Raw genomic sequence first — 23,692 nt, 5'->3', positions numbered from 1 at the left:
CAGGTTACGAGCGGGCCGGCAACCGCAGCAGCGGTGGCACCGTGTGTTCCAGCCGGCGAACCAGTGCCGGGTCCATGTAGGCGTAGTCGTCGGGGATCTGCAGGCAGACCACCCGGCAGTGGCGCAAATGCGCGGCGAAGCGCTTGCGCAGCAGCTGCAGATGGCGCCGTTCCATGACCAGCACCACCTCTGCCTCCTGCAACAGCTCCGGGGTGACCTGCACTTGCGCATCGGCGGCCAGCCCGGCCGACTGCGCCTGCACGCCGGGCCAGTCGGCGAACACGCGCTCGGCGGTGGGGCTGCGCAGGCGGTTGCGGCTGCACACGAACAGCACCCGCAGCGGTTGGCCGCCGCGCAGGCTCAGCGGCCCTCGCGCAGGAAGCGCGCCATCGACGAGACGCCCGGCAGCGCCGGTTCGAACTGGCCGGCCACATCGATGAAGCCGCGCATGATGGCGATCTCGCGCGGGGTGCGGTTGAGCGCATCGCGGCGCTCGGCATCGGCGCCGGCGCGCAGCAGGCGCTGCACCAGCAGCGGCAGGCCATGCAGGGCGGCCAGGTGCAGCGGCCCGAAGCCGCGTTGATCGGCAACCTCCAGCGAGACGTCTTCGTCGAGCAGGCGCTCGACCCCGGCCAGCACTACCTTCTCGTCGCAGGCGGTGCCCGGTTCGGCACGCGCGCCCAGCAGCAACAGCAGCGGGCTGACCCGGCCGCCGGCCAGATGCTCGGGATCGGCGCCGGCCAGCAGCAGCGTGTCCAGCAAGGCCAGCAGGCGGGTGGTATCGCGCGCGGTGAAGCCGTACAGGGCGGCGCAGTGCAACGGCGCCAGTCCCTGGTTGTCGGTGGCATGCACGTCGGCGGCGGCGGTGAGCAGGCGCGCCACGATGTCCGGCAGGCCCAGCGCACAGGCCAGCATCAGCACGGTGACCCCGCCCGGCAGGCGGTGCTCGATCTGCGCGCCGGCCTGCAGCAGGGCGGCCACGATCTCGGTCTGGCGCATGCTCACCGCCGCCGACAACGGCGTCGCGCCGCTGTTGGCAGCGCGCTGCAGATCGGCGCCACGGCTCAGCAGGTGCGCCACCACGCCCAGATGGCCGCCGCCGGCCGCGCGCAGCAGCGCGGTGCAGCCCTGCGCATCGACCGCATCGACGGCGAGGCCGAGCGCAATCAGGCGGCGCACCGCATCGGTGTCGCCGGTCATCGCAGCCGCCGGCACGTCCGCCTCGCGCAGCGCGCGGCGCGGCAGCGGCCAGATCCGCCAGTCCAGCCAGTCGGCCAGATCGCGACGCCCGATCGACAGCGCCACGCCCAGCGGCGTCTGCCCGTCGGCGGCCCGCGCATCCGGCGAGGCGCCCTGCTTGACCAGCAATTTCAGCGCCGCCTCGCGGCCCAGCGCAGTGGCCAGATGCAGTGCGGTCATGCCGTGGCTGTCGCGGGCCTCGCGGTCCACGCCGTGTTCCAGCAACCACTGCTGCAGGCGCAACCAGCCCAGCCGCACCGCCAGCGACAACGGCGGGTCGCCCGCGGCCGAGGGCGCGAACGGGTCGGCGCCGCGCTCGAGCAATTCCAGCGCGAACTGCTCCAGCCCGCGCGAGGCGGCATCGTGCTGCACGCAGGCGCTGAGCAGCCGGGTCAGGCCGCCGGCACCGGCCGGCGAGACGCCATGGCGCAGCAGCACCTGCAGGGCCGGCACCGCCTCCAGGCCACGCGAGAGCAACGCGAACATCGGCACGTCGCCGCAGGCATCGCGCACCTCGGCATCGGCGCCATGGCGCAGCAGCCAGTCCACTGCCTCGGCATTCAGGGCCACATGCGCATCGTGCAGCAGGCCGCCCAGTTCTTCCGGCCCGCACAGCCTGGCCAGCGCACCCAGGCTGTCGCGCTGGCCGAGCTGCAGGCCCTCGCGCAGCAGCACCAGCGGCGGGCGATCGGGCAATGCGGCAACGCCGGGGGTATCGCCCGGGGCATCGCTGACCGCGGCCGGCAACGGGTAGGCAGGGTCGAGCAATTGCACGATGGCCCAGCGCCCGGCTTCGGCGGCCACATCCACCGCGCGGCGGCCGTGCACGTCGGCCGCATCGGCCGGCACCTGCAATTCGAGCAGGCGGCGAATGAGTGCGGGCGAGACGCTATCGGCCGCACAGGCCAGCATCACCGCGTTGCGTCCTTCGCCATCGATGGCCAGCACGTCGGCCTTGCGCGCGAGCAGCCGTTCGAGCACCGCACTGCGCGCCTGGCGGGCGGCATCCAGCCACGGGGTGCGGCCGAGCAGATCGCGTGCCTCCAGGTTGGCGCCGGCCGACAGCAGCGCTTCGACGATGTCGCCATGACCGGCCAGCGCGGCTTCGTGCAGGGCGCTGCGGCGCTGGCGGTCGCGCGCATCCACGCGCGCCTTGTGCTTGAGCAGCAGCTGCACGCCGGCCGGGTCGTCTTCTTCGGTACCGGCCGCGGCCAGCAGGACCGGCGCGCCGCCCTCCGGCTCGGACTGCGCGCCGCGCTCCAGCAGGAATTTCGCCAGCCGCCAGTTGCCGACCTGGCAGGCCATCGCCAGCGGCGAATGACCGTCGTTGTTGAGCGCATCGAGTTCTGCGGCGGCATCGCGCAGCAGCGCGGCCACGCCAGGATCGGAGCTGCGCACGGCGTGATGCAGCGGGGTGTTGCCGTCGTTGTCGCTGGCGCGCGGATCGGCACCGTTGGCCAGCAGGGTCATCACCGCATCCGGGCGGCCATGCCAGCTGTCGCGGGTGGCGGCCAGCAGCGGGGTCATGCCGCGATGCGGCTGGTTGACGTCGACACGGCGCACGATCAATTCGCGCAACAGACGCAGGTCCGGCAGCACCGCCGCCAGTGCCGGCAGGCTGCGCTGGTCGCGCCATTCCGGCAGCGGCAGCGCCTGCGGGTCGGCACCGGCCTCGAGCAACTGCAGCGCGCGGTCCACCCGCCCGCTGCGTGCCGCCTCGAACAATTCGGGTACCAACTGATGCTGCGCCACCGGCTCCAGCGGGCGCGGCGCGGCGGCCGCCTCATTGAAGAAGTCGGCTGCCTGCGGGGCGGCCGGTGCCGCACTGCGCGATGGCGCGGCAGTGCGCTGCAACAGCAGGTGGGCGGCCGGCAAGGCCACGCAGGCGGCGATCGCCAGGCCCCAGCGCAGCCCGCCGGACACGCCGCCCGGCCAGGCCAGGGTCACGCACAGCGTGCACATCGCCAGCACCAGTGCAGCCGCCAGCAACCCGCGCCAGGCATGCAGTTCCTGCGTGGCCAGCGCGTGCCAGCGTGGCGCCAGCGCGCCGCCGTCACGTTCCACTTCGCCCCACAGCGGCCAGGTCCGCCACAGGCCCAGCAAGGCGGCACTGATCGCCACGCTCAGCGCCAGCGCGGCGGCCAGACTGCCGCTGTCGCGCAGCGCAGTCAGCGGCCAGCTGATCAGGGCAGCCAGGGCCAGCAGCCCCACGCCCCAGATCGCCAGCAACGGCGGCAAGGCCTGCGCGATGGCGCGCGGCTGCGACGGCAGCGCCCGCGTGCCGCGCGCCCACGACACCGCCAGCGCAAAGGCAGGCTGGGCCAGCCACAGGCCCAGCGCGGCAATGGCGCCGCCCAGGCCGCCGAGCAGGGACAACGCCACGCCGGCCACCGCCGCCAGCGCGGCGGCGCGCAGGCGTGCAGCACGCTGCGGATCAGTCATGGTCGCACTCGCCCGCCAGCACCACGGTCTTGGGCAGTTGCAGGTAGAAACCGTGCTTGCCCAGCGCCTCGCGCACCGTGGCCGCGTCGGCCTGCGCGAGCCGGCGCTCCGGCGTCAGTGCCACCTCCAGCACGAAGGCGAACGGCGCCAACTGCGCGTGCACGGCAGCAGGAAGACCGGCGAAGTCGTCACGCGTGGCGAGATAGACGAAGGTGTCCTGCTTGCGTTGGCTTTTATAGACGTAGGCGTGCATGCGCGCGTGATCGCGCTCGAAGAGCGGTGGGTCGCAGGATTGTGTCCCAATTGCGGCCATGGCGAAAGCGCGGCCGATACGAAAAATCCCAGCCGCGTCAGCGACATGACCGCCACGTTCAGTTGCGCCATCGATGGGACGGGCGCACGCCACCGATATACTGCAAGCACTTCTTGCCAGCCAGATCACCGTGAGCCAAGCGCAGCATCCGTCCCCGATGGCCCCGGTCGCCGTCACCGCCTACACCTCCACCACCGCGCTCGGCGCCGGGCTCGCCGCCCAGGCCGCCGCATTGCAGGCGCGCCGCAGCGGCCTGCGCCGCAACGATTTCGGGCCACAACCGCTGCCGTGCTGGATCGGCCGCGTCGACGGCGTGGAAGAGGTGGTCCTGCCCGCCGCGCTGCAGGGCTGGGACTGCCGCAACAACCGCCTGGCCTGGCTGGCGCTGCAGCAGGACGGCCTGCTGGACGCGGCGCAGGCGGCCGCGCAGCGCTACGGCGCCGAGCGCGTGGCGGTGATCATCGGCACCTCCACCTCCAGCATCGGTGCCAGCGAAGAGGCCTATACGCGGCTGGTCGAAGACGCCGACGGCGCGCGCTTCCCGCCGGATCTGGAACGCCCGATCGTGCACACCCCGCATTCGCTGGGCGACTTCGTGCAGCACGCCACCGGCCTGCGCGGCCCCAGCGTGACCGTGGCCACCGCCTGCTCGTCCAGTGCCAAGGTGTTCGCGCAGGCGGCGCGGCTGATCGAGGCCGGGGTGATCGATGCGGCCCTGGTCGGCGGCGTGGACACCTTGTGCGGCAGCGTGCTGTTCGGCTTCAACTCGCTGCAGGTGGTGGCGCCCGAGCCGTGCCAGCCGTTCGATGCGCGGCGCGTGGGCCTGAGCCTGGGCGAGGCCGGCGGCTTTGCGCTGGTCGAACGCACCGCCGCCGCACCGGACGCGGCGCTGTGGCTGTATGGCTATGGCGAATCCAGCGATGCCCACCATATGTCGGCCCCGCACCCGCAGGGCCTGGGCGCGCAGCTGGCGATGCGCGGCGCACTGCAACGCGCCGGCCTGGAGCCGGCCGCGGTGGGCTATCTGAACCTGCACGGCACCGCCACCCCGGCCAACGACAGCGTGGAAGCGGCCGCGGTGGCGGCGATCTTCCCCGACACCCTGCACGCCAGCTCGACCAAGGCCTGGACCGGCCACACCCTGGGCGCGGCCGGCATCGTGGAATCGGTGATCGCGCTGCTGGCGCTGCGCGACGGCCTGTTGCCGGGCACGCTCAACAGCGAAGTGCCCGACCCCGCCTGCGGCCCGCAGATCCGCTTCGACAACGCCCATACCCGGATCGACTACGCCATGAACAATTCCTTCGGCTTTGGCGGCAACAACTGCTCGCTGCTGTTCGGGCGGGCCCGCTGATGCTCGCTGCCAGTATCGAAGGGATCGGCTTCTGGACCCAGGGCCTGCCCAGCTGGGAAGCCGCACGCGGCTTCGTGCACGGTGCCGCGTTGCAGGAGACCCCGGCACGCCCGGCGCCGCAGCTGCTGGCCGCCAACGAGCGCCGCCGCGCGCCGGATACGGTGGCGGTGTCGCTGGAAGCGGCGCTGGCCGCCTGCGCCGCCGCCGGCCGCGACCCGGCCAGCCTGCCGTCGGTGTTCACCTCCACCCATGGCGACCTGGCCATCACCGACTACATGTGCACCACCCTGGCCAGCGACCCGCTGGCGATCTCGCCGACCAAGTTCCACAACTCGGTGCACAACGCCGCGGCCGGGTACTGGACCATTGGCGCCGGTGCGATGACGCCGGCCACGGCCATCAGCGCCTCCGATGCCAGCTTCGCGCAGGGGCTGCTGGAGGCCTTGGTGCAGCTCGCCGCCGGCGTGGAGACAGTGCTGCTGGCCGGCTACGATGCGCGCTCGGTCGGGCCGCTGGGCCGGGTCTCGCCCAGCCAGGGCCTGCTCGGTGGCGCGCTGGTGCTCGGCAGCGCCGGCCAGGCAGGCAAGCGGCAGCTGCGTGCGCGGCTGGACGATGGCAGCCCGTCGCCGGGCGATGGCCCGCTGGCGCAGCAGGTGTCCGGCAATGCGATGGCGCCGATGCTGCCCTTGTTCGAACTGCTGGCCGGCCGCGGCGACAGCGTGGCCTTGCAGGCCGGCCCGGGGCGCGTCCTGCGCGTGGAGATCCTGCCGTGAGCCGCATGCCGCTGACGCCGCAGGACACCGCGATCCTGGTGCCGGCCTTGAACGAATCGCTGCGTATCCGCGAAGTGGTGACCGATGCATTGCAGTACTGCCCGCAGGTGATCGTGATCGACGACGGCTCCGACGATGGCACCGCCGATTGCATCGCCGACCTGCCGGTGACGGTAATCCGCCACTCGCAACGCATGGGCAAGGGCGCCGCCCTGCGCAGCGGCTTCGCCAAGGCCCAGCAGCTGGGCATGCGCGCGGTGATGACCATGGACGGCGATGGCCAGCACAAGGCCGCCGATTTCCCGCGCCTGCTGGCCGCAGCCAACCGCCATCCCGGCAGCGTGATCATCGGCGCGCGCATGCGCAAGCGCGCCACCCAGCCTACCATCCGCCGCATCGGCAACGATTTCGGCGACTGGGGCATTGCCTGGGGCTGCGGTTTCCAGCTGGTGGATAGCCAGAGCGGCCAACGGCTGTATCCGGCGGCGGTGTTCACCCTGCCGAACGTGCCCGGCGAAGGCTTCGTGTTCGAAGCGCAGCTGCTGATCTCGGCCGCGCGCCAGGCCGGCGCGCGGGTGGTGGCGGTGCCGATCGAGACCCGCTATGCCGGCGGTGCGCACGGCACCTTCCGCAAGAGCCATTTCCGCCTGGTGCGCGACCTGTGGAACATCACCTCGCATGTGGTCAGGCAGGTCTGGGCGTATGGCCATGTCTGGCGCGAATATCGCCGCGTGCGTGCCAACCCGGTGATCGTTGACGATGTCGATGGCGAATTTGCTACTGTGCCCGCGGTCACCAAGAGCAACCACTCCCCATGAATGCAGCGCGTGCCGATGTCGTCATTACCGGTGGTGGCCTGGCCGGCCTGAGCCTGGCCCTGCAACTGAAGCAGCGCGACCCTGCGCTGGCCATCACGGTGCTGGAACGGCGCGCCCATCCGGTGCGCGAGGCCGCCTTCAAGGTGGGCGAATCCACGGTGGAGATCGGCGCGCACTATTTCGCCCAGGTGCTGGGCCTGCGCGAGCATCTGGAGACCGAACAGATCCGCAAGTTCGGGTTCCGTTTCTTCTTCTCCGACAAGCGCGCCGACATCGACCGCTGCACGGAACTGGGCGTCAGCCAGATCCTGCCGACGCCGTCGTGGCAGATCGACCGCGGCCGCTTCGAAAACTTCCTTGGCGAACGCGCCCGCGCGCAGGGCATCGCCTTCATCGATGGCTGCACCGTCAAGGGCGTGGACCTGGCCGAAGACGACACCGACCATGCGGTGCGTTACGAGTGCGCAGGCGCCCCAGGCACCCTGCAGGCGCACTGGGTGGTGGACGCCAGCGGCCGCGCCGGCCTGCTCAAGCGCAAGCTCGGCCTGGCCCAGGACAACGCGCACAACGCCAACGCGGTGTGGTGGCGCGTGGAAGGCCTGATCGACCCCAACGGCTGGTCGCAGGACAGCAACTGGCTGCAGCGCTGCACCCCGCCGGACCGCTGGCGCTCGACCAACCACATGTGCGGGCCGGGCTACTGGTTCTGGCTGATCCCGCTGTCCTCGGGCGCGCATTCGCTGGGCATCGTCTGCGATGCCGCGATGCATCCGCTGGAGACGATGAACACCCACGAAAAAGCCATGGACTGGCTGCGCCTGCATCAACCGCAGGTGGCCGCCACGCTCGACAGCGCGCACTACCGGCTGCAGGACTTCCTGTTCCTGCGCAAGTTCTCCTATGGCTGTAAGCAGGTGTTCTCCGCGCAGCGCTGGGCGCTCACCGGCGAGGCAGGCCTGTTCCTGGACCCGTTCTACTCGCCGGGTAGCGACTTCATCGGCATCTCCAACACCTACATCTGCGAGCTGATCGGCCGCGACCGCGCCGGCAAGTCGCTCAGCCCGTATGCGGAGCTGTACCAGCAGCTGTATTTCTCGTTCTACGAAAACACCCTGACCCTGTACCAGGATCAATACGCCTTGTTCGGCGACGAGCAGGTCATGCCGGTCAAGGTGATCTGGGATTACACCTATTACTGGTCGCTGCTGGCGCCGCTGTTCTGCTCCGGGCGCATCGCCGACCTGAGCCTGCTGGCGCGCATGAAGGCGGATTTTTTCCATGCGCGCGACATGAACCTGGCCATGCAACGCGTGTTGCATGACTGGGGCGTGCGCAACACCGAACAGGGCATCGTCGGCGGCGATGGACGCCTGCTGGACCAGTATTTGATCGGCTGGTTTAACCAACTCAATGGCGCCTTGAACGACACCCTCGACGATGACGCCTTCGCCGCACGCATCCACGGCAACGTGGCGCAGATGGCGGTGCTGGCGCGCGAGATCCTGCAGCAGGCCCGCCAGCGCCACCCCGACCTGCCCGACCACGGCCTGGACGCGCTGACGGCCGATGCCAATGGCGAGGCGATCCTGACCGCCACGTGGTACGCCGACGCGGCGTAGCCATGATGTTAGTCAGATCAAGCCATTCGCTGATACAAAAGCTCCAAATCACTTCTAAGCTGCATATACGAAGGGAGTTCGCAGATGGGGCCCTCCGCGTCTATTGCAGAGATTAGGCGTGCCCGCATTTGCCCAAAGAGTTTTTTAAATTTCTTAAGTTTCGCCCCTTGCAATTCACTGCACTCACAAAGAGCGTTCAACAATAAGTTTTTACTGTCACGAACACGCTCCAAATCTCGCAAAGCCGGAACACACTCAATCGGTTGGCAACCTGCTTTCCCTGCAACCCTTCTGATAGCTTGGCTATCAACTAGAAGCCAAGTCTCCAACATTTTGACAGGAACAACCGGGATCACGTTTACCGGATCGTAAATCCCAGCACATGCATCATGAATTTCTTGTCGCCTAGCGGCCAATCCTTGAGCGTCTGCATCACGATGAACGAAAACCACGTCCGCAGAAGGGTACAATTCACGGACAAATTCCAATTTTTCTTTGACTGAATGTCCGACATGAACCGGCAATCTAGACGGATCAAAAGAAGTTCCACTTGCCTCTACAAATCCGACTCTGATTAGCAATGTCTCAATGTGATCCACCAAATTTAAATCAGATGACCCTTCTCCAGTGAGAATAAAGCTAATCTTCATGGAATCACTTCCGTGCGAGCCACCTTAAGATCGAGTGATATCTGGCGGTCTGGAGGAAGCTCAAGATATGAAATAATCGAAGCTCGGTCTACACCATTACTTTCAATATCTGAAAAACGCCAACTTTCACGCAAAGACTTGCATCTAATAGTAGTTGCAGGCATTCCATTAGGACCTTTCACCTTAACCACGTCTGCAAAAATTAGGTCGTTCGGCTCTTCTAATGAAACAAGGACCGGTGAATGAGTTGCAACTATAATTTGCCTCATTGAATTTGATTCTGATATTTCCTCATGAGGATCTACAGACAATTCTTTCAGCAATTCCAGCATTGCGCCGACTCGCGCTGGATGAATTCCATTTTCGGGCTCCTCAAAGCATAAGACACCATTAAAGTCAGGATCTTCCGCAATAATCGAAAGTGCGAGAAATCTCAAAGTTCCGTCGGATAAGGCACGTGCCGGCAAAAATGCACCGCTTCGCTCTTTAACCTCAACAGTGAGAAGTTGGCGAACTTGATCCACATCCACTCTTATATCAGAGGTAGGGACTATTTCTGACAAGCGGCTAGCAACGCGAGTATAAACAGAGGCATCTTTCCTATGCAGTTTATAGAGCGAGGCTCCCAGCCTTCCACCGCCAGAGCTCACCATACCCTCTTCATGTATTTTATTCGAACGACGCATTGCACTTGGTTCTAGTGAAAGGAAGCGCCAAGACTGCATCTCACGCCTAGCGGCCAGGATAGTTGGCCAAACTCCACTATTTGTATTAGAAACCACGGTTTTAGGCGCATTTTTTGCAGGAAATTTTTGAGGTTGCCCACTACTGCCGCCATCTTGATGAAGATGTATTTCGACAATCCCATCCTGATCCTTATGAGTGGAAATAAAACCAGCACCTTTTCTTTTATTTATTACGATATTTTCTCTAAATCTAGTCACACTCATGGGAAACCTCAGGCGATCAACCGCTTCGCCCTTGTTGATATGAATCAAAGTCTCTTTGACTAAATGCAACCCGAGGGAGCCCGACTCTCGTTCTTCATCGTCTCGCGCAAGCTCAACCTCATAGCGCAGAAAAGTCGAAGTTGCTTTCGCGCGTCGCCCAAAGTCATCAACCACATCGACGGGAACTATCATTTCTACGGCAAGCGATAAGCGTTCCGACCTAAAATCACCATTCGTCCAGAAAATATCGAGCGGATCCGTAGAATCAGACTCTCTAACCTCTAGAGCTGCCTCAACAATTGACTTATCCGCCAGCAAAGAAAGAAATTTTATAGAGTCGAATATGTTCGACTTACCAACTCCATTCAGCCCTGCGATGCAATTGAAAGGCCCAAAATTTACAGAAAATCCCAGGAGATTTTTGAAACAATTCACTTCAAGCCGCGTCAACATTTAACATCGCCTCTAAATTTATTATGAGCATACAACAAATATTCAGCCCATCCCGCCATTGATGCCGATGACCTGGCCATTGATGTAACCGGCGGGCTCGGAGCATAGAAACGCCACCAGCGCGGCCACTTCCTCGGGCTTGCCCACGCGTCCGGCCGGCACCAGTTGCTTGATGACGTCCGGAGCGAAGCTCTCGCCGACCATCTCGCCTTCGATCACGCCCGGCGCCACGACATTTACCGCAATACCGCGGCTGGCCATCTCGCGCGCCAGCGACTTGCTGGCACCGTGCAGCGCCGCTTTGGCTGCGGCGTAGTTGGTCTGCCCGCGATTGCCCAGCACCGCCGCCACCGACGACACGCTGACGATGCGACCCCAGCGCGTGCGTGCCATCGGCAGCAGCAAGGGCTGGGTGACATTGAAGAAGCCATGCAGCGACACATCGATGACCCGGTGCCACTGCGTAGCGTTCATGCCCGCCATCGGCGCATCGTCGTGGATGCCGGCGTTATTGACCACGATCTGGATCGGGCCGCCGTCCAGCAGGGTCTCCAGCGCGGCCGTTGCGGCCTGCGCGTCGGCCACGTCGAAGGCCACCGCTTCTGCGCTGCCACCGTCGGCGACGATCGCGGCCACCACCTCTTCGGCGCGCGCCAGGTTGCGGTTGGCATGCACGATCACATGCCGCCCCTGCGCCGCCAGCTGACGGCAGATGGCGCCGCCAAGATCGCCGCTGCCGCCGGTGACCAGCGCACGACGCTGTGGAAGGGATGTGCTCATGGATGCCTCGATGAAAGCCGCAAACGGCAGCGGCGAGCCCATCATCCTAGCGATTCGCCGCTGCCGCCGGAACAGCCTTGCCACATCCTGGAGCGCGCCGCGCGTCTGACGACGCAGTCACTCCTGCAACAGCGTCCTGCTGCGACATGCAGGCCCTGCCCACGTCGTTCCGGTCAAGCGTGTCGTTCTGTTTGGGATGCCGGAGGTCTGACCATTGAGCGCAACCTCTGCGTTGCACCCTCGCATCAACACGACGCCAAGTGGCAACACACCAGGTCCATGTAGACGTGCGTGCAGAGCCCATTGCGCGTGGATGCCGACTGTAAGCCAGCATCCGTGCACTGCACGGCTCCACGCATGAGGCGTGGGATCACGCCTGCGCCGCGCCCAGCATCACCGTGGCGCGGCCTTCGGCCAGCAGTTGCTCGCCGTGGCTCAGGCGGAAGCTGTATTGCTGGCTGTCCTCGCCCTGCATCAGCACTTGGGCCTGGCAGGTGATCGCCTCGGGCAGCTGCTCCAGATAGGCCACGTGCAGCTCCACACCACGCAGCGCCACCAGCATGCCCGGACGCACCGGCTTGCCCGAGGCGCGACCCAGCAGGCCGCCATGCACGGCCATCGCCTGCGCCCCGTATTCGCACAGATGCAGCGCGCGCAGGCGCCCGGCGGCGCGCAACGGATGCGTCTGGTCGCGGTGCGCGTGGCTACGCAGCACGATGCGCTGCGCATCCCACTCCACCACCTCTTCCCACAGGCACATCGCGCCCTGGTGCGGAATCAAGGCGGCAATCGCGTCACGTCCCTGCATGCGGCTCTCCGTTGGCCATGCGTTCCAGCGCCGGCTGGCGCGATACCAGCAAGGCCAGAATGAAATTGAACAACACCCCCAGCGCCACCGTGCTGCCGATCGCGCGCAAGACCGGAATGCTGGAGGCGGCCAGCAGCGCGAACACCAGCAGCGTCATCAGGCTGCACACGATCAGGGCATGCAGGGTGCGCAGCTGGTCGGCGTGGTCGTCGCCGGCATGATCGAAGAACAGCGCGTAGTCCAGACCAAGCCCGGCAGCCAGGATCAGCGCGATCAGGTGGAACAGATTGAGCTCCACACCGGTGCCGCGCAGGATGGCCAGGATCAACACCGTGGTCAGCGCCATCGGCAGCAGCACGCGCACGATGCGGCGCGGGCTGCGCAGCGCGATCGCTACCGTCACCGCCAGCAACACCGCGGCCAACACCAACGCGCCGAGCACGCGCGTACGGTAGGCCGCCACCAGCGATTCGGAGGCGTCCTTGAGGTCCAGCAGCTGCGCACCACTGCCCTGCACCGCCGCTGCCAGCACGGCCGGGTCGCGCAGGCCGGTCAACGACACCAGCGCGGTGCTGCGATCGCCGCGGCCCAGCAGGAGCCCGCCGACCGAGGTGGCCAGCGGCGAGCCGGCCAGATCCCTGGGCAGCAGCGGCGCGGCATGCCTGGCCGTGTCCAGATCCTGCAGGAAGGGCGCAAACGCATCGCTGCGCAATGGCGTGGTCGCGACCGCCTGCTCGACCATGGCGCGCGCCTGCGCGGCATCGGGCAACGCCGCCTGGCGTGCCCTTTGGGTCGCGGCACTGGGCAGGTAACGCGCGGCCATGTCGTAGCCGGTCAGCGCGCCATCGCGCACCAGTGCATCCAGGCGCGGCCGCAACTGCTCGCTGGCCTGCAGCGCGGCTTCGTCGCTGGCCGCAGGCAGTGCGAGCACGTAGCGCACGTCCGGCGCACCCAGTTCCTGGCGCAGATGGGTGTCCTGGGCCAGTGCCTTCGGCGGCACCGGGGTGAGCTTGGAGAGATCGTTCTGCCAGAACTGGCCGGGCGCCAACGCGATCACCGCGATGCCGATCACCGCCATCACCGCCAGGCTGATGCGTGGCCGCGGCAGCCGCGCGATGCCACGCCACAACGTGGCCAGCAGCCGCGAATCGGCATAGTCGCGCGCAGCCGGATCGATCAACGCCGGCAGCAGCCAGCGCGTACTGACGGCAGCGGTGGCCAGGCCGGCGATGGTGAACACCGCCAGCTGGCGCAGGCCGTCCACCCCGGAGAACAGGAAGGTCACATACGCGATGCAGGTGGACACCACGCCGGTGGCCAGCGTCGGCCAGAGATGCCGTGCGTTGTCGCGTGGGTCCAACCCGGGGCGTTGATGGCTGAACAGGTGGATCGGGTAATCCTGCACCACCCCGATCAAGGTGAAGCCAAAGGCGATGGTGATGCCATGTACTCCGTCGAACAGCAGGGCGACCGCAGCCAGCCCGGCCAGGCCCGCGCTCGCCAGCGGCAACACGCCCAGTACCGGGATCTTCCAGCTGCGGTAGGCGACCAGCAGCAGCAGCACCAGGCCCACCGTATCGAGCGTGCCGATCCACTGCGATTCGCCCTGCGTGCGTGCGGTGATTTCCACCGCAAACGCCCCCGGGCCGGTGAGCGTCATCCGCGTGGTGCTGCCTTGCGCAGCCTTGGCGAACGCCGCCTGCACCGCGTCGTAGGCCAGCTGCTGCCCGGTGGGATCGAAACCGGCCGCACGCGTCTGCGCCACCAGCAGGGCCGAGCTGCCGGCACGATCGAACCACACCTCGTGGCGCAGCTGCGGTGCGGCCGCCGGCTGCAGGGTCTCGGCCAGGTGCAGCACTTCCAGCGTGGGGTCGCGCGGCAGCAGCGGCTCCACCAGCGCTGCCGCCGGCGAGCCCAGGTCCTGCACGCGCGCCTGCAGGGCCACTTCCAGCGTCGATGCGTCCAGCCGCGTCGTGTCGAAGCTGTCGCTGAGCAGGTAGCGGTAGGGCAGCAAGCGTTCCGGGATCGCCTCCAGCCCTGCGTTGCCGCCATTGCCGACCAGTTCGAACAGGTCCGGTTGGGCGGACAGCGCTTTGTGCAGTTGCTGCGACTGCTCGGCCAAGGTGACCGGGTCGCTGTTGGACAGCGCGATCAACAGCAGCCGCGAACCCGGGCCTTCGCCCAGTTCCTCGATCAACAGTTTCTGTGCCGGCGTGCGCGGGGCGGGCATGAATTTGCGCAGATCGCCGGACACCTTGAGCGTTTCGCTCAACCAGAATCCAGCGGCCGCCAGCAAGGCCAGCCACAGCAATGCCAGGCCGATGCGTCGGTTTGCGGTCAGCTCAAACGCCATGGACACGCCCCGTCATTCCCGCGGGACGTGCACCGGCCGCGCACGCGGCAATGGGCGTCGTCGGCAACGTGCGCTCTCCGGTGACGATTGTCGAGATGGTTCTGGGGCCGACCAAGGCAACCATCGCGCGCGCGGTCACGCGCCCGGACCGTGGCAGAGCGTGGTCAGCGCCGCGGCATCGGTCACGCTGGCCGCCGCGCGGGCCGCACCGGCCAGCAGCGTGCGCTGCACGTCGCCCTTGGCGGGGACGCTTTCGATACAGCGCAACTCATCATTGCGGCCATACAAACGCAATTCGCGCACCTGCTTGGCCATTGCGGCGTCCCTGGGCTGCAGCGTCAGCTGCCAGGCCTGCGGCTGGCCCTGCCCACTGACGCGATACTGCTGTTCCAGCAGCGCGCGATCGCCGGCCAGCAACGCGCCGAAGCCGGATTTCAGCCCGGCCAGCTCGGGCACGCGGCTCAACGAGAAGCGACGCGGCGGCTTGCCCTCGCGTTCCAGCACGCCCTCGGCGCCCTGCAAGGTGGTGGTCTCGTGATACGGCGCGCTGACCTCGCGCACCAAGGTCTGCGCATCCGGGCGGCGGTAATGGCCCTGCACGCGCAGCGGCGTCTTCAGCAGCGCCGAGCCGCGCAGTTCGACGAACTCGGTGCTGACCGGGGCCGGGCGCGCCAGGCGCTGCAGCACCTGGCCGACATCCAGCGTCTCAGGCGGTGCGGCGCATAGCGGTGCGGCGCTGAACAGCAGTATCAGCATCCACGGCAGGGTGCGGCGCATCGGCATGATGGGTGTTCCAGAAATCGTAGAAGTTGAACCAGTTGTACGGCGCGTAGCGCGTGTAATGTTCCAGCCTGGCAGCGTAATCGCGCATGAGTACCGCCAGCACCGGGGCGCGCTGGCGACGCGGCAGATCCAGGCCTTCGCTGAAGGTCTCGAAGGCCAGCTCGTAATGGTTGCCACCGCGATACAGGCCGAACGCCAGCACCACCGGCACCTTGAGCGCGGCGGCGATCAGCCACGGCGAGGTCGGGAACATCGCGTTGCGGCCGAGGAACATCGCCGGCAGCGCCGGGTCGCCTTCGCGCGGGCGATCGATCAACAGCGCCACCAGCGCACCGGCGTCGGTGGCCTCCTTGATCGCCATGACGATCGAGGTCGCGTCCATCCCGGCATCGATGATATTGGCGGCCAGCTGCGGATTGAGCGCGCCCAGCAGGTCGGTCATGGCGCGGTTGTGCGCCTTGTCCAGCACCACCTTGACCTGCACGTCCGGGCGCTCGGTGGCCAGCACGCGCAGCGCGTCGAAACTGCCCAGGTGCGAACCGAAGATCAGCACGCCGCGGCCGCGATCCATCTGCGTATGCAGTTGGTCCAGGCCGGTGATGTCCACGCGGAAGCGCTGCATCTGCCCGCACAGCATGTACACCCGGTCCAGGATGGTGGAGGCGAAGGTGTGGATGTGCCGGGCCACGTCGCGCAGCGTCGCCTCCCGGCCCAGCACCCGCGCCAGGTAGGTCCGCGAGGCGGCGCGTTCGGGCGCACGCACCAGCAGGAAGTACAGCGTGATCGGGTACAGCAGCGCGCGTCCCACCGCGCGCCCGGCGTGGCGGGCGATGCCGCGGATCAACCAAAGCGCGAAACGCCCGCCGCCTTCGGGACGCTGTTTCCAATGATTGCTCATGCCATCGCCTCCGCCACCAGTTCGCCACTGACCAGCACCTGGTCGGCACGCTGCACGCGAAAGCGCCAGCGCGGGCCGTCGCCTTCCAGCGTGACCGACGCGGTCTGGCCCGGCAGCAGCGGCTGCACGAACTTCACCTGCGGCAGCCGGGCCGCCGCACGCGGGCCATGCAGCGCCTCCACGGCCTGCAGCACGTGGTCGAGCACGACCACGCCGGGCACCACGGGGCGACCCGGAAAATGTCCGGGCAGGCAGGGATGATCATGCGGTACGACGAAATCCATAAGCGCGAAACTCAGATCCTGGGTTGAAGCATTGCAGCCACGGCCTTGTGTGCCTGCTCGGTCAGTTGCTGGCGATCCGGCGCATCCGGCCCGGTCACCGCGATCGGCTCGCCGATGCGCACGCGGATGATGCCGGGACGCACCCTGAACACACCATCCACCGGCAGCACCTTGCCGCAGCCATCCAGCGCCACAGGAACCACCTGCACGCCAGCATCGATAGCGGCCTGCACTAGCCCGGCCTTGAATGGCAATAATGCGCCAGTGCGGCTGCGCGTGCCTTCGGGAAACAGACACAACTGTTTGCCCTCGCGCAACAGCGCGGCAGCCTGCCGCCGCACCAGCGCCCCGGCCCTGCGGCTGTCGCGATCCAGGAACAGCATGCCGGTGGCGCGCGCATACCAGTTCACGAACGGCACCTTGAGCATTTCTTCCTTGAGCAGGAACCGCAGCGGCACCGGCAACGCATGGAACAGCGCGCAGATGTCGATGATCGACTGGTGGTTGCTGACGAACAGGTAATTCTTCGACCAGTCGACCCGCTCGCGGCCTTCCACGATCACCCTGGCGCCCGCGCCGCGAAACAGCACCGGCGCCCACATCCAGGCGCCCATGCGCAGCAAGCGGTCGGCGTCGCGGGTCAGCGCCAGCAACGCCAGCGCATAGACGATGCCGCCGGCGGTGAACACCAGCGTGAACGCCAATTGCAACAGGTTGAACACAGCCCACGCCAGGCGCGACGGCATCCTTGCCAACGGCATTTTTGTCTTGTCCCCGAAACTGCGCACGTACGTCGGTGCCCTTGGGCCACGCCCTCAGCGTAGCAAATCGCGCCAGAACGCCGGCCCGAGCCGCGCCATCTGCCGCATGAAGTCGGGCAGATTACGATAGGGCCGCTGCGGAAACCAGCGGCCGCGCAAGAGATATTCCCCCACGAAGAACCCGCCAACCACGCCGTACACCAGCACATTGGCGAACAACGAGGCGCGCGCATCGCTGATCGGCAATGGCGAGGCATGGCCCAGTTGCGCCAGCACGCCGCTGGGTTCGGCGCACAGGCCCAGCACCAGGTTGACCAGGGTCAAGCCGCACAGCAGCAGCGCCCAGGCCAGGGTGAGCCTGCGCGTATAGCGGTACTGGTCGGGCGTGATCGGCATGCCGGCCTGCCGGTACAGGCCTTCGACGATACGGGTGATCAGCGGCGTGCGCCCGCGTCGCAGGCTGCGCCCGAAAAACCACGCCACCCAACCGGTGAACACCACCGGCGGCGCGGCCAGCAGCAGCATGGCGTACGGCGAGTGCCACAACGCGCCCAGGCCGGCCAGGATCAGCAAGCCCAGACCCCAGGCCCACGGCCGCCGCGCCACCAACGGTTCGATCAACACCATCAGCACCAACGTGGCGCCGGCGATGACGGCCAGTTCGGGGCGATGGCTGGCGTTGGCCCAGTGCGCCAGCGGCGAGTACGCCACCGCCAGCAGCACGCCCACGCCCAGCACCCACGGCGGCGGCTCGCTGGCCGCAGCGGCCGGAACCTCAGACGGTCTTGTTGGCTTGGACATGCGCCGACAGTGCGCGCAGCGACGCGAAGATGCGACGGTTCTCGTCGTTGTCCGAGCGCAGCTGGAAGCCGTAGCGCTTGCTGATCGCCAGCGCCAGTTCCAGCGCATCGATCGAGTCCAGCCCCAGGCCGGTGTTGAACAGCGGCGCCTCCGGATCGATGTCGGCGGGTTGGACGTCTTCCAGGTTCAGGCTTTCGACCAGGAGTTCGGCCAGTTCACGTTCGGCAGCGGTTTGCGAGGACATCCAGAGGTTCCAGGGTAAGGGTCGGGCAGGCGTCGGAACAGGCAATCGACAGCACGCGAGCAGCGATGGTGGCAGGCGGCACATCGAGCCGGCAGTGTACGGTGTCGTACCTGTCGCGCCGAGCGCCCGGCCCGCGGCGCATCTGCCGATCGCCCTGTCCTTGCGGTGGTCGTCATGCGTGGTCTCGGCAGCCAGACAGATGCCCGGGCCGCCGGACAGGCTATCATGACTGCATGACGCTCGCCCGCTGCAGGTTCGTTCCAGGATGACTTCCACCGTTGTTCGCCCCATCCCGACCGCCACGCCGGCAGCCGGGCCGGCCCCCGGACCGGAGTGTCCGGACGTAGTGATCGTTGGCGGCGGACCGGCTGGCTGTGCGGCGGCAATCCTGCTTGCCGAGCTCGGCTGGGCGGTGACACTGCTGGAGAAGGCGCAGCATCCGCGCTTCCATATCGGCGAATCGTTGCTGCCGATGAACATGCCGATCCTCGAGCGCCTGGGCGTGCTGGACCAGGTACGCAGCATCGGCGTGCTCAAGCGCGGCGCGGACTTTCCCAACGACGCCGGCGGCTACAACACCTTTCGCTTCTCCCACGCGCTCGACGCCAAGGCCGACTTCGCCTTCCAGGTGCCGCGCGCGCAGTTCGACGAGGTGCTGTTCAAGCGCGCGCGCGCAGCAGGCGTGGATGCGCGCGAGCAGGTCACCGTCGAACAGGTGGACCTGGACGGGGAGCAACCGCTGCTGCAGGCGCGCACCGCCGACGGCCGGATCCAGCAATTCCGTCCGCGGTACCTGCTCGATGCCAGTGGCCGCGATACCTTCCTGGGCAACCGGCTCAAGCTCAAACGCGCCAATGCCAAGCACCAGTCCGCAGCACTCTTCAGCCATTTCCGCGGGGTTTCCCGGCGACCGGGCGAGGATGCCGGCAACATCAGCATCTACCGGCACGCGCATGGCTGGATGTGGCTGATTCCGCTGCCCGACGACATCATGAGCGTGGGAGCGGTCTGCTACCCCGAGTACATGAAGACCCGCAAGGGCGACAGCGAGGGGTTTTTGATGCGCACGCTGGCGCTCAACCCCGAGGTCACCGCGCGCATGGCCGGTGCCGAACGGGTGGCGCCGGTGCACGCCACCGGCAACTACGCCTACGAATGCACACGCATGGCCGGGCCGCGCTGGCTGATGCTGGGCGATGCCTATACCTTCGTCGACCCGATGTTCTCCTCCGGCGTGTTCCTGGCCATGCACAGCGCCGAGCGCGGCGCAGCCATGGTGGACGCGGCGCTGCGCGCGCCGCAGCACGAAGCCAGGCTGCAGCGCAGCCTGCAGCGTGAGCTCAACCGCGGCATCGACGAGTTCAAGTGGTTCATCTACCGCTTCACCTCGCCGACCATGCGCACCCTGTTCGCGCAGCCGCAGAACACCTGGCAGCTGGAGCAGGCGGTGGTGGCGATGCTGGCTGGCGATGTGTTCGACAGCCCCAAGGTCCGCCTGCGCCTGCGTGCGTTCCGCGCCATCTACGCACTCACCACGCTGTCGATGCTGCCGCGTGCCTGGCACTCGTGGCGCCTGCGTCGCCGCCAGGCCAGGCTCGGTTTCGACGGCGACACCCTGCAACGAGACAGTCAATGACCGCTTCCCCGGCCCACACCGCCCAGCCACTGCGCCATCCCCGCCTGCAGGTCGATTACGTCGACCGGACCGACCCGGCCGCGCTGCTGACCGATCCGCAGGTGCTGGCAGTCTTCGGCTTCGGCGCAGCGGCGCCACGCCTGCTCGACCCGCGCTACCTGCGCGTGCCGCTGCAGCCGTACCAGGCCGATGTGCTGGAAGTGTGGCGCACCGATGCACCGGTGCGCAGCGGTCGCGATGGCAACATCGCCTGGGCCAGCGACGGCCGCCTGCAATTCGGGGTGATCGAGATCGACGAGCAGGACGTCGATATCGAACATGCCGCCGCCAAGGCCTATGCCGAGATCACCGCCTTCGTCGGCCGCAGCGATACGCCGCGCCTGCTGCGCATCTGGAACTACCTAGATGCGATCACCCTGGGCAGCGGCGACCGCGAGCGCTATCGCCAGTTCTGCGTGGGCCGCGCACGCGGCCTGGGCGCGTTCGATACCGCACAGCTGCCGGCCGCGACCGCGGTGGGCCGTTGCGACGCCGAACGTATCATCCAGATCTACTGGCTGGCCGCCACCGATGCGGGCACTCCGCTGGAAAATCCGCGCCAGGTCAGCGCCTACCACTACCCGCGCCAGTACGGCCCGCAGCCGCCGAGCTTTGCGCGCGCCATGCTGCCACCGGCCGGCAGCGACATGCCGTTGTTGCTCTCGGGCACCGCCGCGGTGGTCGGTCATGCCTCGATGCATACCGGCCAATTGCTGGCGCAACTGGAAGAAACCTTCGCCAATTTCGATGCGCTGCTCGGTGCCGCTCGTGCGCATGCGCCGGCACTGCCCGCGCAGTTCGGCGCTGGCACCCGGCTGAAGGTGTATGTGCGTGAGCAGGAGGATCTACCCAGGGTCGCCCAGGCACTGGACGCACGTTTCGGCGATGCGGTCCCGCGCCTGCTGCTGCACGCGGTGATCTGCCGCGACGAGCTGGCGGTGGAGATCGATGGGGTGCATGGGTAGCTATTGGCTACATCGTGCTGGTCCCACGCTGGCAACACCGCCGTCAGCCTCCACGACAAGTTCCCTCGGTGCATTGACTACCGTGGATGACCACTCACGCGCCCATTGCATGACCAGGGCATCGGCACGCGTCAAATCAGCAGGGCTCGCGTGCTGCTGGAGCCAAGCGATGTTGTCGTCAATCACGACGCGTGTCTGCGCGGGAGACTTGGCGGGTAGCAGTTCTCCTGCGCGCCGGTAGAGCGCAAGTGAGCGCGCAACATCCGGTTTTACGACTTGCGCCAGAAAAATGCGAGTGCCGCTATCGCGGCGAGGCGAATATGCTGCAGCCAGAACAAGGGATGTCCTCAAATCTCCGTTCGCAGAGGCTTGTAATGCCATGCTTTCCGCCTCACGACGGTAACGCGCCAGTTCTGGCACTGCTTCCAGTAGATCGCGAAATTTGAAGGCGTTGCCCACCGAGTAGTTTGCCAGGGCCGCCGTCTGTCCCGCCAAGGCCCCCTGCCGCCACAGGGCTATGCGCTCTGCGGGCGAAAGTCGAGGAGCGCCCTCGCACTGTTCTAGCGCGCCCAGCAGGCTATCGCCAATCGCCTTCAGCGAAGCCTCTCGTGCAGCCACAGCATGCTGCTCCGCCACGCTTGCGGTGCGTCGCGCCCGATCCAGCTGCCACATTTGCTCATCGTATGAGGCAGCTTGCTCGTAAAGGTTCTCGCAACGTTGGGATTCCGCCGCCAATCGGCAAGCAGCACGAGGATCACCCATGTCGGCACGGCGGCGTAAATCAACAAAGATGGCGCGCAAGGGCGTGCCAAGCGGCGGTAGCGGCGTTGCACTCACATCGAGCTGGACGGGCGCTGGCTGCTTCACAGGCAAGGATGTTGATACGGCCGTTGATCTAGCAGTGTCGTTCCTATTGGTTGCTTCAAACAGAACTACGCCCAAACCTCCCAGACAGCCTGCGAGTGCGAGTGCAGCTGCCAAACGTCGCTTTTTCATCTTGAGCATCCTCTCGACACCCACACCGAGCAGCCTGCCTGGTATCGCTCAGCCGTTGAGCAGGCCCAGCACCAGATCACGCGGCAGCTTGCCGGTTTCGTTGCGTGGCAGCACTGCGAGCTTGCGCAGGCGGCGTGGCAGGAAGACCGGATCCACGCTGGCGCGCAGGCCGGCGAGGATCTGCGCCTCGTCCAGGGTCGGGGCGACCACCAGGGCGGCAATGCGGCCGACGGCCTGCCCGGATTCGGGTGCCAGTTGCACCATGATGCCGTCGACCACGCCGGGGATGGCGAGCAGGCGGCGGGTGAGATCGGCCAGCGAGGCACGCTTGCCGGCGATTTCCAGCAGATCGGCCTGGCGTCCACGCACCTGGAAGCGGCCGTCTTGTGCAACGTCCATCATGTCGGCCAGCAACACCGGCGTCGCCAGATGCGGCGCATGGACCAGGGTGCCGGCGCCCTGGGTTTCCAGGCGCACGCCGGGCAGCGGTGTCCAGGCCGCTTCCAGCGCAGTGCGACGCACCGCGAACACGCAGGTTTCGGTGGAGCCGAACATCTCGCGAACTTGCCCGCCAAAGCGCGCTTCGGCTGCCGCGGCGATCTCCTGCGCCAGCGGTGCAGTGGCCGAAACGATGCCCACCAGCGGCGGCAACACCACGCCCGATTCGACCAGCGCGCGCAGATGCACGGGCGTGGTCACCAGTACCCGCGGCTCCGGAACCTCGGACAAGGCGCGTGCCACGTCGTCCGGAAAGAACGGCCTCCCGGCGTGCACCGCCAGGGTGGTCACCATCGGCAACAGCACCGACAACTCCATGCCGTACATGTGCTGCGGCGGCACCGTGGCCACCACGTGCGGCACCGCGTCGGTGTGCGCCCACAGGCTTTGCAGCGCGACCAGATCCTGCCGGGTACTGGTCAGGAAGCTGCCCCAGGTCTTGGGATTGGGCTGCGGGCTGCCGGTGCTGCCGGAGGTGAAACCGATCGCCACCAGGGCGTCGTCGGCCAGCTGCGGTATCGGGCCGTCGGCCTGCGGCAGCTCGGCGGGCAGTTGCCAATAGCGTGGCGGCGCCAGCTCCAGCGCCAGATCGCCCAGGCAATAGGCATCGGCATGCCGCGCCTGCACTTCGCCAACCACGGCCGGCGCGCGCGAGGACGGCAGCAGCGACACCTGCCCGCGCAACGCGCAGGCATAGAAGGCCACCATGAACCGGTAGCGGTCTTCGCACAGGTTCACCGCATGACGCCCCTCGGGCAATTGCTGTGCCAGACCGTGCACGTGCGCGATGAAGGTTGCCAGATCGACCGACTGCCCCGCGCGCCACGCCAGCGGCCGGCCGGGCGCGCCGACGGCCATGGGGTGGGAAACAGCAGAAGCAGACGGGCTGGGCATGTGCATCGACAATCGCAAAAGCGCGCTAGCTTGGCCGCCACCCGGGCCGCTGGCAAGTCGGGAGCTTCCCGGTCGCTGCTGCGGCAACGCTACGCTGCAACCATCGCGGCCAGGCGAGCGATAGCCAAGCCCAGGACGGTGGTGGCGCGCAGGACCGGGCGCACTGGCGCACGCCGCCCGGCAGCGCATGCCATGCAGGGATTGGGGATTGGGGATTGGGGATTGGGGATTGGGGATTGGGGATTGGGGATTGGCGTTTAGTGTCGATGGATGTTGGTGTCGATGCGCCAGCGCTTTCGCATCGCAGCGTCGGCGTCATTGCCAACGCAGGTCCCAGGGCT

22 protein-coding genes are annotated in these 23,692 nt (G+C 67.0%); 6 read left to right on the top strand and 16 right to left on the bottom strand.

What is annotated here, in order from left to right; translation table 11 throughout:
- Window positions 1–4: 4 nt before the first annotated feature.
- Genes ACCQ05_RS01395 through ACCQ05_RS01385 form a run of 3 tightly spaced genes read right to left on the bottom strand, consistent with a single transcriptional unit; the run spans window position 5 to window position 3,934 of the window.
- On the bottom strand, window positions 5–334 hold the full coding sequence (locus ACCQ05_RS01395) for a low molecular weight protein tyrosine phosphatase family protein (RefSeq protein ID WP_228961297.1): 330 nt from the start codon (window positions 332–334) through the stop codon (window positions 5–7).
- Window positions 335–360: 26 nt separating this feature from the next.
- On the bottom strand, window positions 361–3,681 hold the full coding sequence (locus ACCQ05_RS01390; RefSeq protein ID WP_372392700.1) for an ankyrin repeat domain-containing protein: 3,321 nt from the start codon (window positions 3,679–3,681) through the stop codon (window positions 361–363).
- Window positions 3,674–3,934, bottom strand: a complete 261-nt coding sequence (locus tag ACCQ05_RS01385) for a YcgL domain-containing protein (RefSeq protein ID WP_104540691.1) — start codon at window positions 3,932–3,934, stop codon at window positions 3,674–3,676. The genes ACCQ05_RS01390 and ACCQ05_RS01385 overlap by 8 nt, the downstream gene beginning before the upstream one ends.
- Before the next feature lie 217 nt (window positions 3,935–4,151).
- Here ACCQ05_RS01385 and ACCQ05_RS01380 point away from each other — a divergent pair, with 217 nt between their 5' ends.
- The 4 genes from ACCQ05_RS01380 to ACCQ05_RS01365 are packed head-to-tail and all read left to right on the top strand — an operon-like array spanning window position 4,152 to window position 8,558.
- Window positions 4,152–5,348 carry a beta-ketoacyl-[acyl-carrier-protein] synthase family protein gene (locus ACCQ05_RS01380; protein WP_372392699.1) on the top strand — a complete coding sequence of 399 codons (1,197 nt, stop codon included), beginning with the start codon at window positions 4,152–4,154 and terminating at the stop codon, window positions 5,346–5,348.
- Window positions 5,348–6,121, top strand: coding sequence for a beta-ketoacyl synthase chain length factor (locus ACCQ05_RS01375; protein WP_372392698.1), 774 nt, complete (start codon window positions 5,348–5,350; stop codon window positions 6,119–6,121). Before ACCQ05_RS01380 ends, ACCQ05_RS01375 begins: the two co-directional genes overlap by 1 nt.
- Complete coding sequence (locus ACCQ05_RS01370) at window positions 6,118–6,939, top strand: glycosyltransferase family 2 protein (protein ID WP_228961301.1); 822 nt, start codon at window positions 6,118–6,120, stop codon at window positions 6,937–6,939. Before ACCQ05_RS01375 ends, ACCQ05_RS01370 begins: the two co-directional genes overlap by 4 nt.
- Window positions 6,936–8,558: an NAD(P)/FAD-dependent oxidoreductase gene (locus tag ACCQ05_RS01365; protein WP_372392696.1), complete on the top strand. Its 1,623-nt coding sequence runs from the start codon at window positions 6,936–6,938 to the stop codon at window positions 8,556–8,558. Before ACCQ05_RS01370 ends, ACCQ05_RS01365 begins: the two co-directional genes overlap by 4 nt.
- Window positions 8,559–8,575: 17 nt before the next feature.
- Here the strand turns inward: ACCQ05_RS01365 and ACCQ05_RS01360 are convergent, their stop codons facing one another.
- The 11 genes from ACCQ05_RS01360 to xanC all read right to left on the bottom strand — a co-directional run bounded on the left by ACCQ05_RS01360 (window position 8,576) and on the right by xanC (window position 18,323).
- Window positions 8,576–9,208 carry a hypothetical protein gene (locus tag ACCQ05_RS01360; RefSeq protein WP_228961303.1) on the bottom strand — a complete coding sequence of 211 codons (633 nt, stop codon included), beginning with the start codon at window positions 9,206–9,208 and terminating at the stop codon, window positions 8,576–8,578.
- Window positions 9,205–10,611 carry an AAA family ATPase gene (locus tag ACCQ05_RS01355; RefSeq protein ID WP_228961304.1) on the bottom strand — a complete coding sequence of 469 codons (1,407 nt, stop codon included), beginning with the start codon at window positions 10,609–10,611 and terminating at the stop codon, window positions 9,205–9,207. Before ACCQ05_RS01355 ends, ACCQ05_RS01360 begins: the two co-directional genes overlap by 4 nt.
- A gap of 42 nt (window positions 10,612–10,653) precedes the next feature.
- Window positions 10,654–11,391 carry a 3-oxoacyl-ACP reductase FabG gene (gene fabG / locus ACCQ05_RS01350; RefSeq protein WP_228961305.1) on the bottom strand — a complete coding sequence of 246 codons (738 nt, stop codon included), beginning with the start codon at window positions 11,389–11,391 and terminating at the stop codon, window positions 10,654–10,656.
- 370 nt (window positions 11,392–11,761) lie between these two features.
- Window positions 11,762–12,199 carry a hotdog family protein gene (locus ACCQ05_RS01345; protein ID WP_372392694.1) on the bottom strand — a complete coding sequence of 146 codons (438 nt, stop codon included), beginning with the start codon at window positions 12,197–12,199 and terminating at the stop codon, window positions 11,762–11,764.
- A complete protein-coding gene (locus tag ACCQ05_RS01340) occupies window positions 12,186–14,552 on the bottom strand; it encodes an MMPL family transporter (RefSeq protein WP_372393878.1) in 2,367 nt (788 codons plus the stop codon). The genes ACCQ05_RS01345 and ACCQ05_RS01340 overlap by 14 nt, the downstream gene beginning before the upstream one ends.
- A 135-nt stretch (window positions 14,553–14,687) precedes the next feature.
- The gene (locus ACCQ05_RS01335) at window positions 14,688–15,335 is read right to left on the bottom strand and encodes a LolA-related protein (protein WP_372392693.1); all 648 of its coding nucleotides are present in this window, start codon (window positions 15,333–15,335) and stop codon (window positions 14,688–14,690) included.
- Window positions 15,259–16,233, bottom strand: coding sequence for a lysophospholipid acyltransferase family protein (locus ACCQ05_RS01330; RefSeq protein ID WP_228961307.1), 975 nt, complete (start codon window positions 16,231–16,233; stop codon window positions 15,259–15,261). Before ACCQ05_RS01330 ends, ACCQ05_RS01335 begins: the two co-directional genes overlap by 77 nt.
- Window positions 16,230–16,517 carry an ApeI family dehydratase gene (locus ACCQ05_RS01325; RefSeq protein ID WP_506191534.1) on the bottom strand — a complete coding sequence of 96 codons (288 nt, stop codon included), beginning with the start codon at window positions 16,515–16,517 and terminating at the stop codon, window positions 16,230–16,232. Before ACCQ05_RS01325 ends, ACCQ05_RS01330 begins: the two co-directional genes overlap by 4 nt.
- Before the next feature lie 11 nt (window positions 16,518–16,528).
- A complete protein-coding gene (locus ACCQ05_RS01320) occupies window positions 16,529–17,278 on the bottom strand; it encodes a lysophospholipid acyltransferase family protein (RefSeq protein ID WP_104540682.1) in 750 nt (249 codons plus the stop codon).
- Window positions 17,279–17,332: 54 nt separating this feature from the next.
- Entirely contained in the window at window positions 17,333–18,016 is a 684-nt protein-coding gene (locus ACCQ05_RS01315; RefSeq protein WP_167394552.1) for a COG4648 family protein, read from the bottom strand.
- Between the two features lie 37 nt (window positions 18,017–18,053).
- Window positions 18,054–18,323, bottom strand: a complete 270-nt coding sequence (gene xanC / locus ACCQ05_RS01310) for a xanthomonadin biosynthesis acyl carrier protein XanC (protein WP_005914783.1) — start codon at window positions 18,321–18,323, stop codon at window positions 18,054–18,056.
- A gap of 265 nt (window positions 18,324–18,588) precedes the next feature.
- Here xanC and ACCQ05_RS01305 point away from each other — a divergent pair, with 265 nt between their 5' ends.
- Both ACCQ05_RS01305 and ACCQ05_RS01300 read left to right on the top strand, forming a co-directional pair.
- Complete coding sequence (locus tag ACCQ05_RS01305; RefSeq protein ID WP_228961309.1) at window positions 18,589–19,959, top strand: NAD(P)/FAD-dependent oxidoreductase; 1,371 nt, start codon at window positions 18,589–18,591, stop codon at window positions 19,957–19,959.
- Complete coding sequence (locus ACCQ05_RS01300; protein ID WP_372392690.1) at window positions 19,956–20,963, top strand: chorismate transformation FkbO/Hyg5 family protein; 1,008 nt, start codon at window positions 19,956–19,958, stop codon at window positions 20,961–20,963. The genes ACCQ05_RS01305 and ACCQ05_RS01300 overlap by 4 nt, the downstream gene beginning before the upstream one ends.
- On the opposite strand, the gene ACCQ05_RS01295 is transcribed toward ACCQ05_RS01300, so the two are convergent.
- The gene (locus tag ACCQ05_RS01295; RefSeq protein WP_372392689.1) at window positions 20,964–21,968 is read right to left on the bottom strand and encodes a hypothetical protein; all 1,005 of its coding nucleotides are present in this window, start codon (window positions 21,966–21,968) and stop codon (window positions 20,964–20,966) included.
- 39 nt (window positions 21,969–22,007) lie between these two features.
- Window positions 22,008–23,351: an AMP-binding protein gene (locus ACCQ05_RS01290; RefSeq protein WP_372392688.1), complete on the bottom strand. Its 1,344-nt coding sequence runs from the start codon at window positions 23,349–23,351 to the stop codon at window positions 22,008–22,010.
- Window positions 23,352–23,692: the final 341 nt, after the last annotated feature.

This window comes from Xanthomonas sp. NCPPB 3582 (genome assembly GCF_041475735.2).
Lineage (GTDB): Bacteria > Pseudomonadota > Gammaproteobacteria > Xanthomonadales > Xanthomonadaceae > Xanthomonas > Xanthomonas codiaei.
This window is presented reverse-complemented; position numbering and strand designations above follow the sequence as displayed.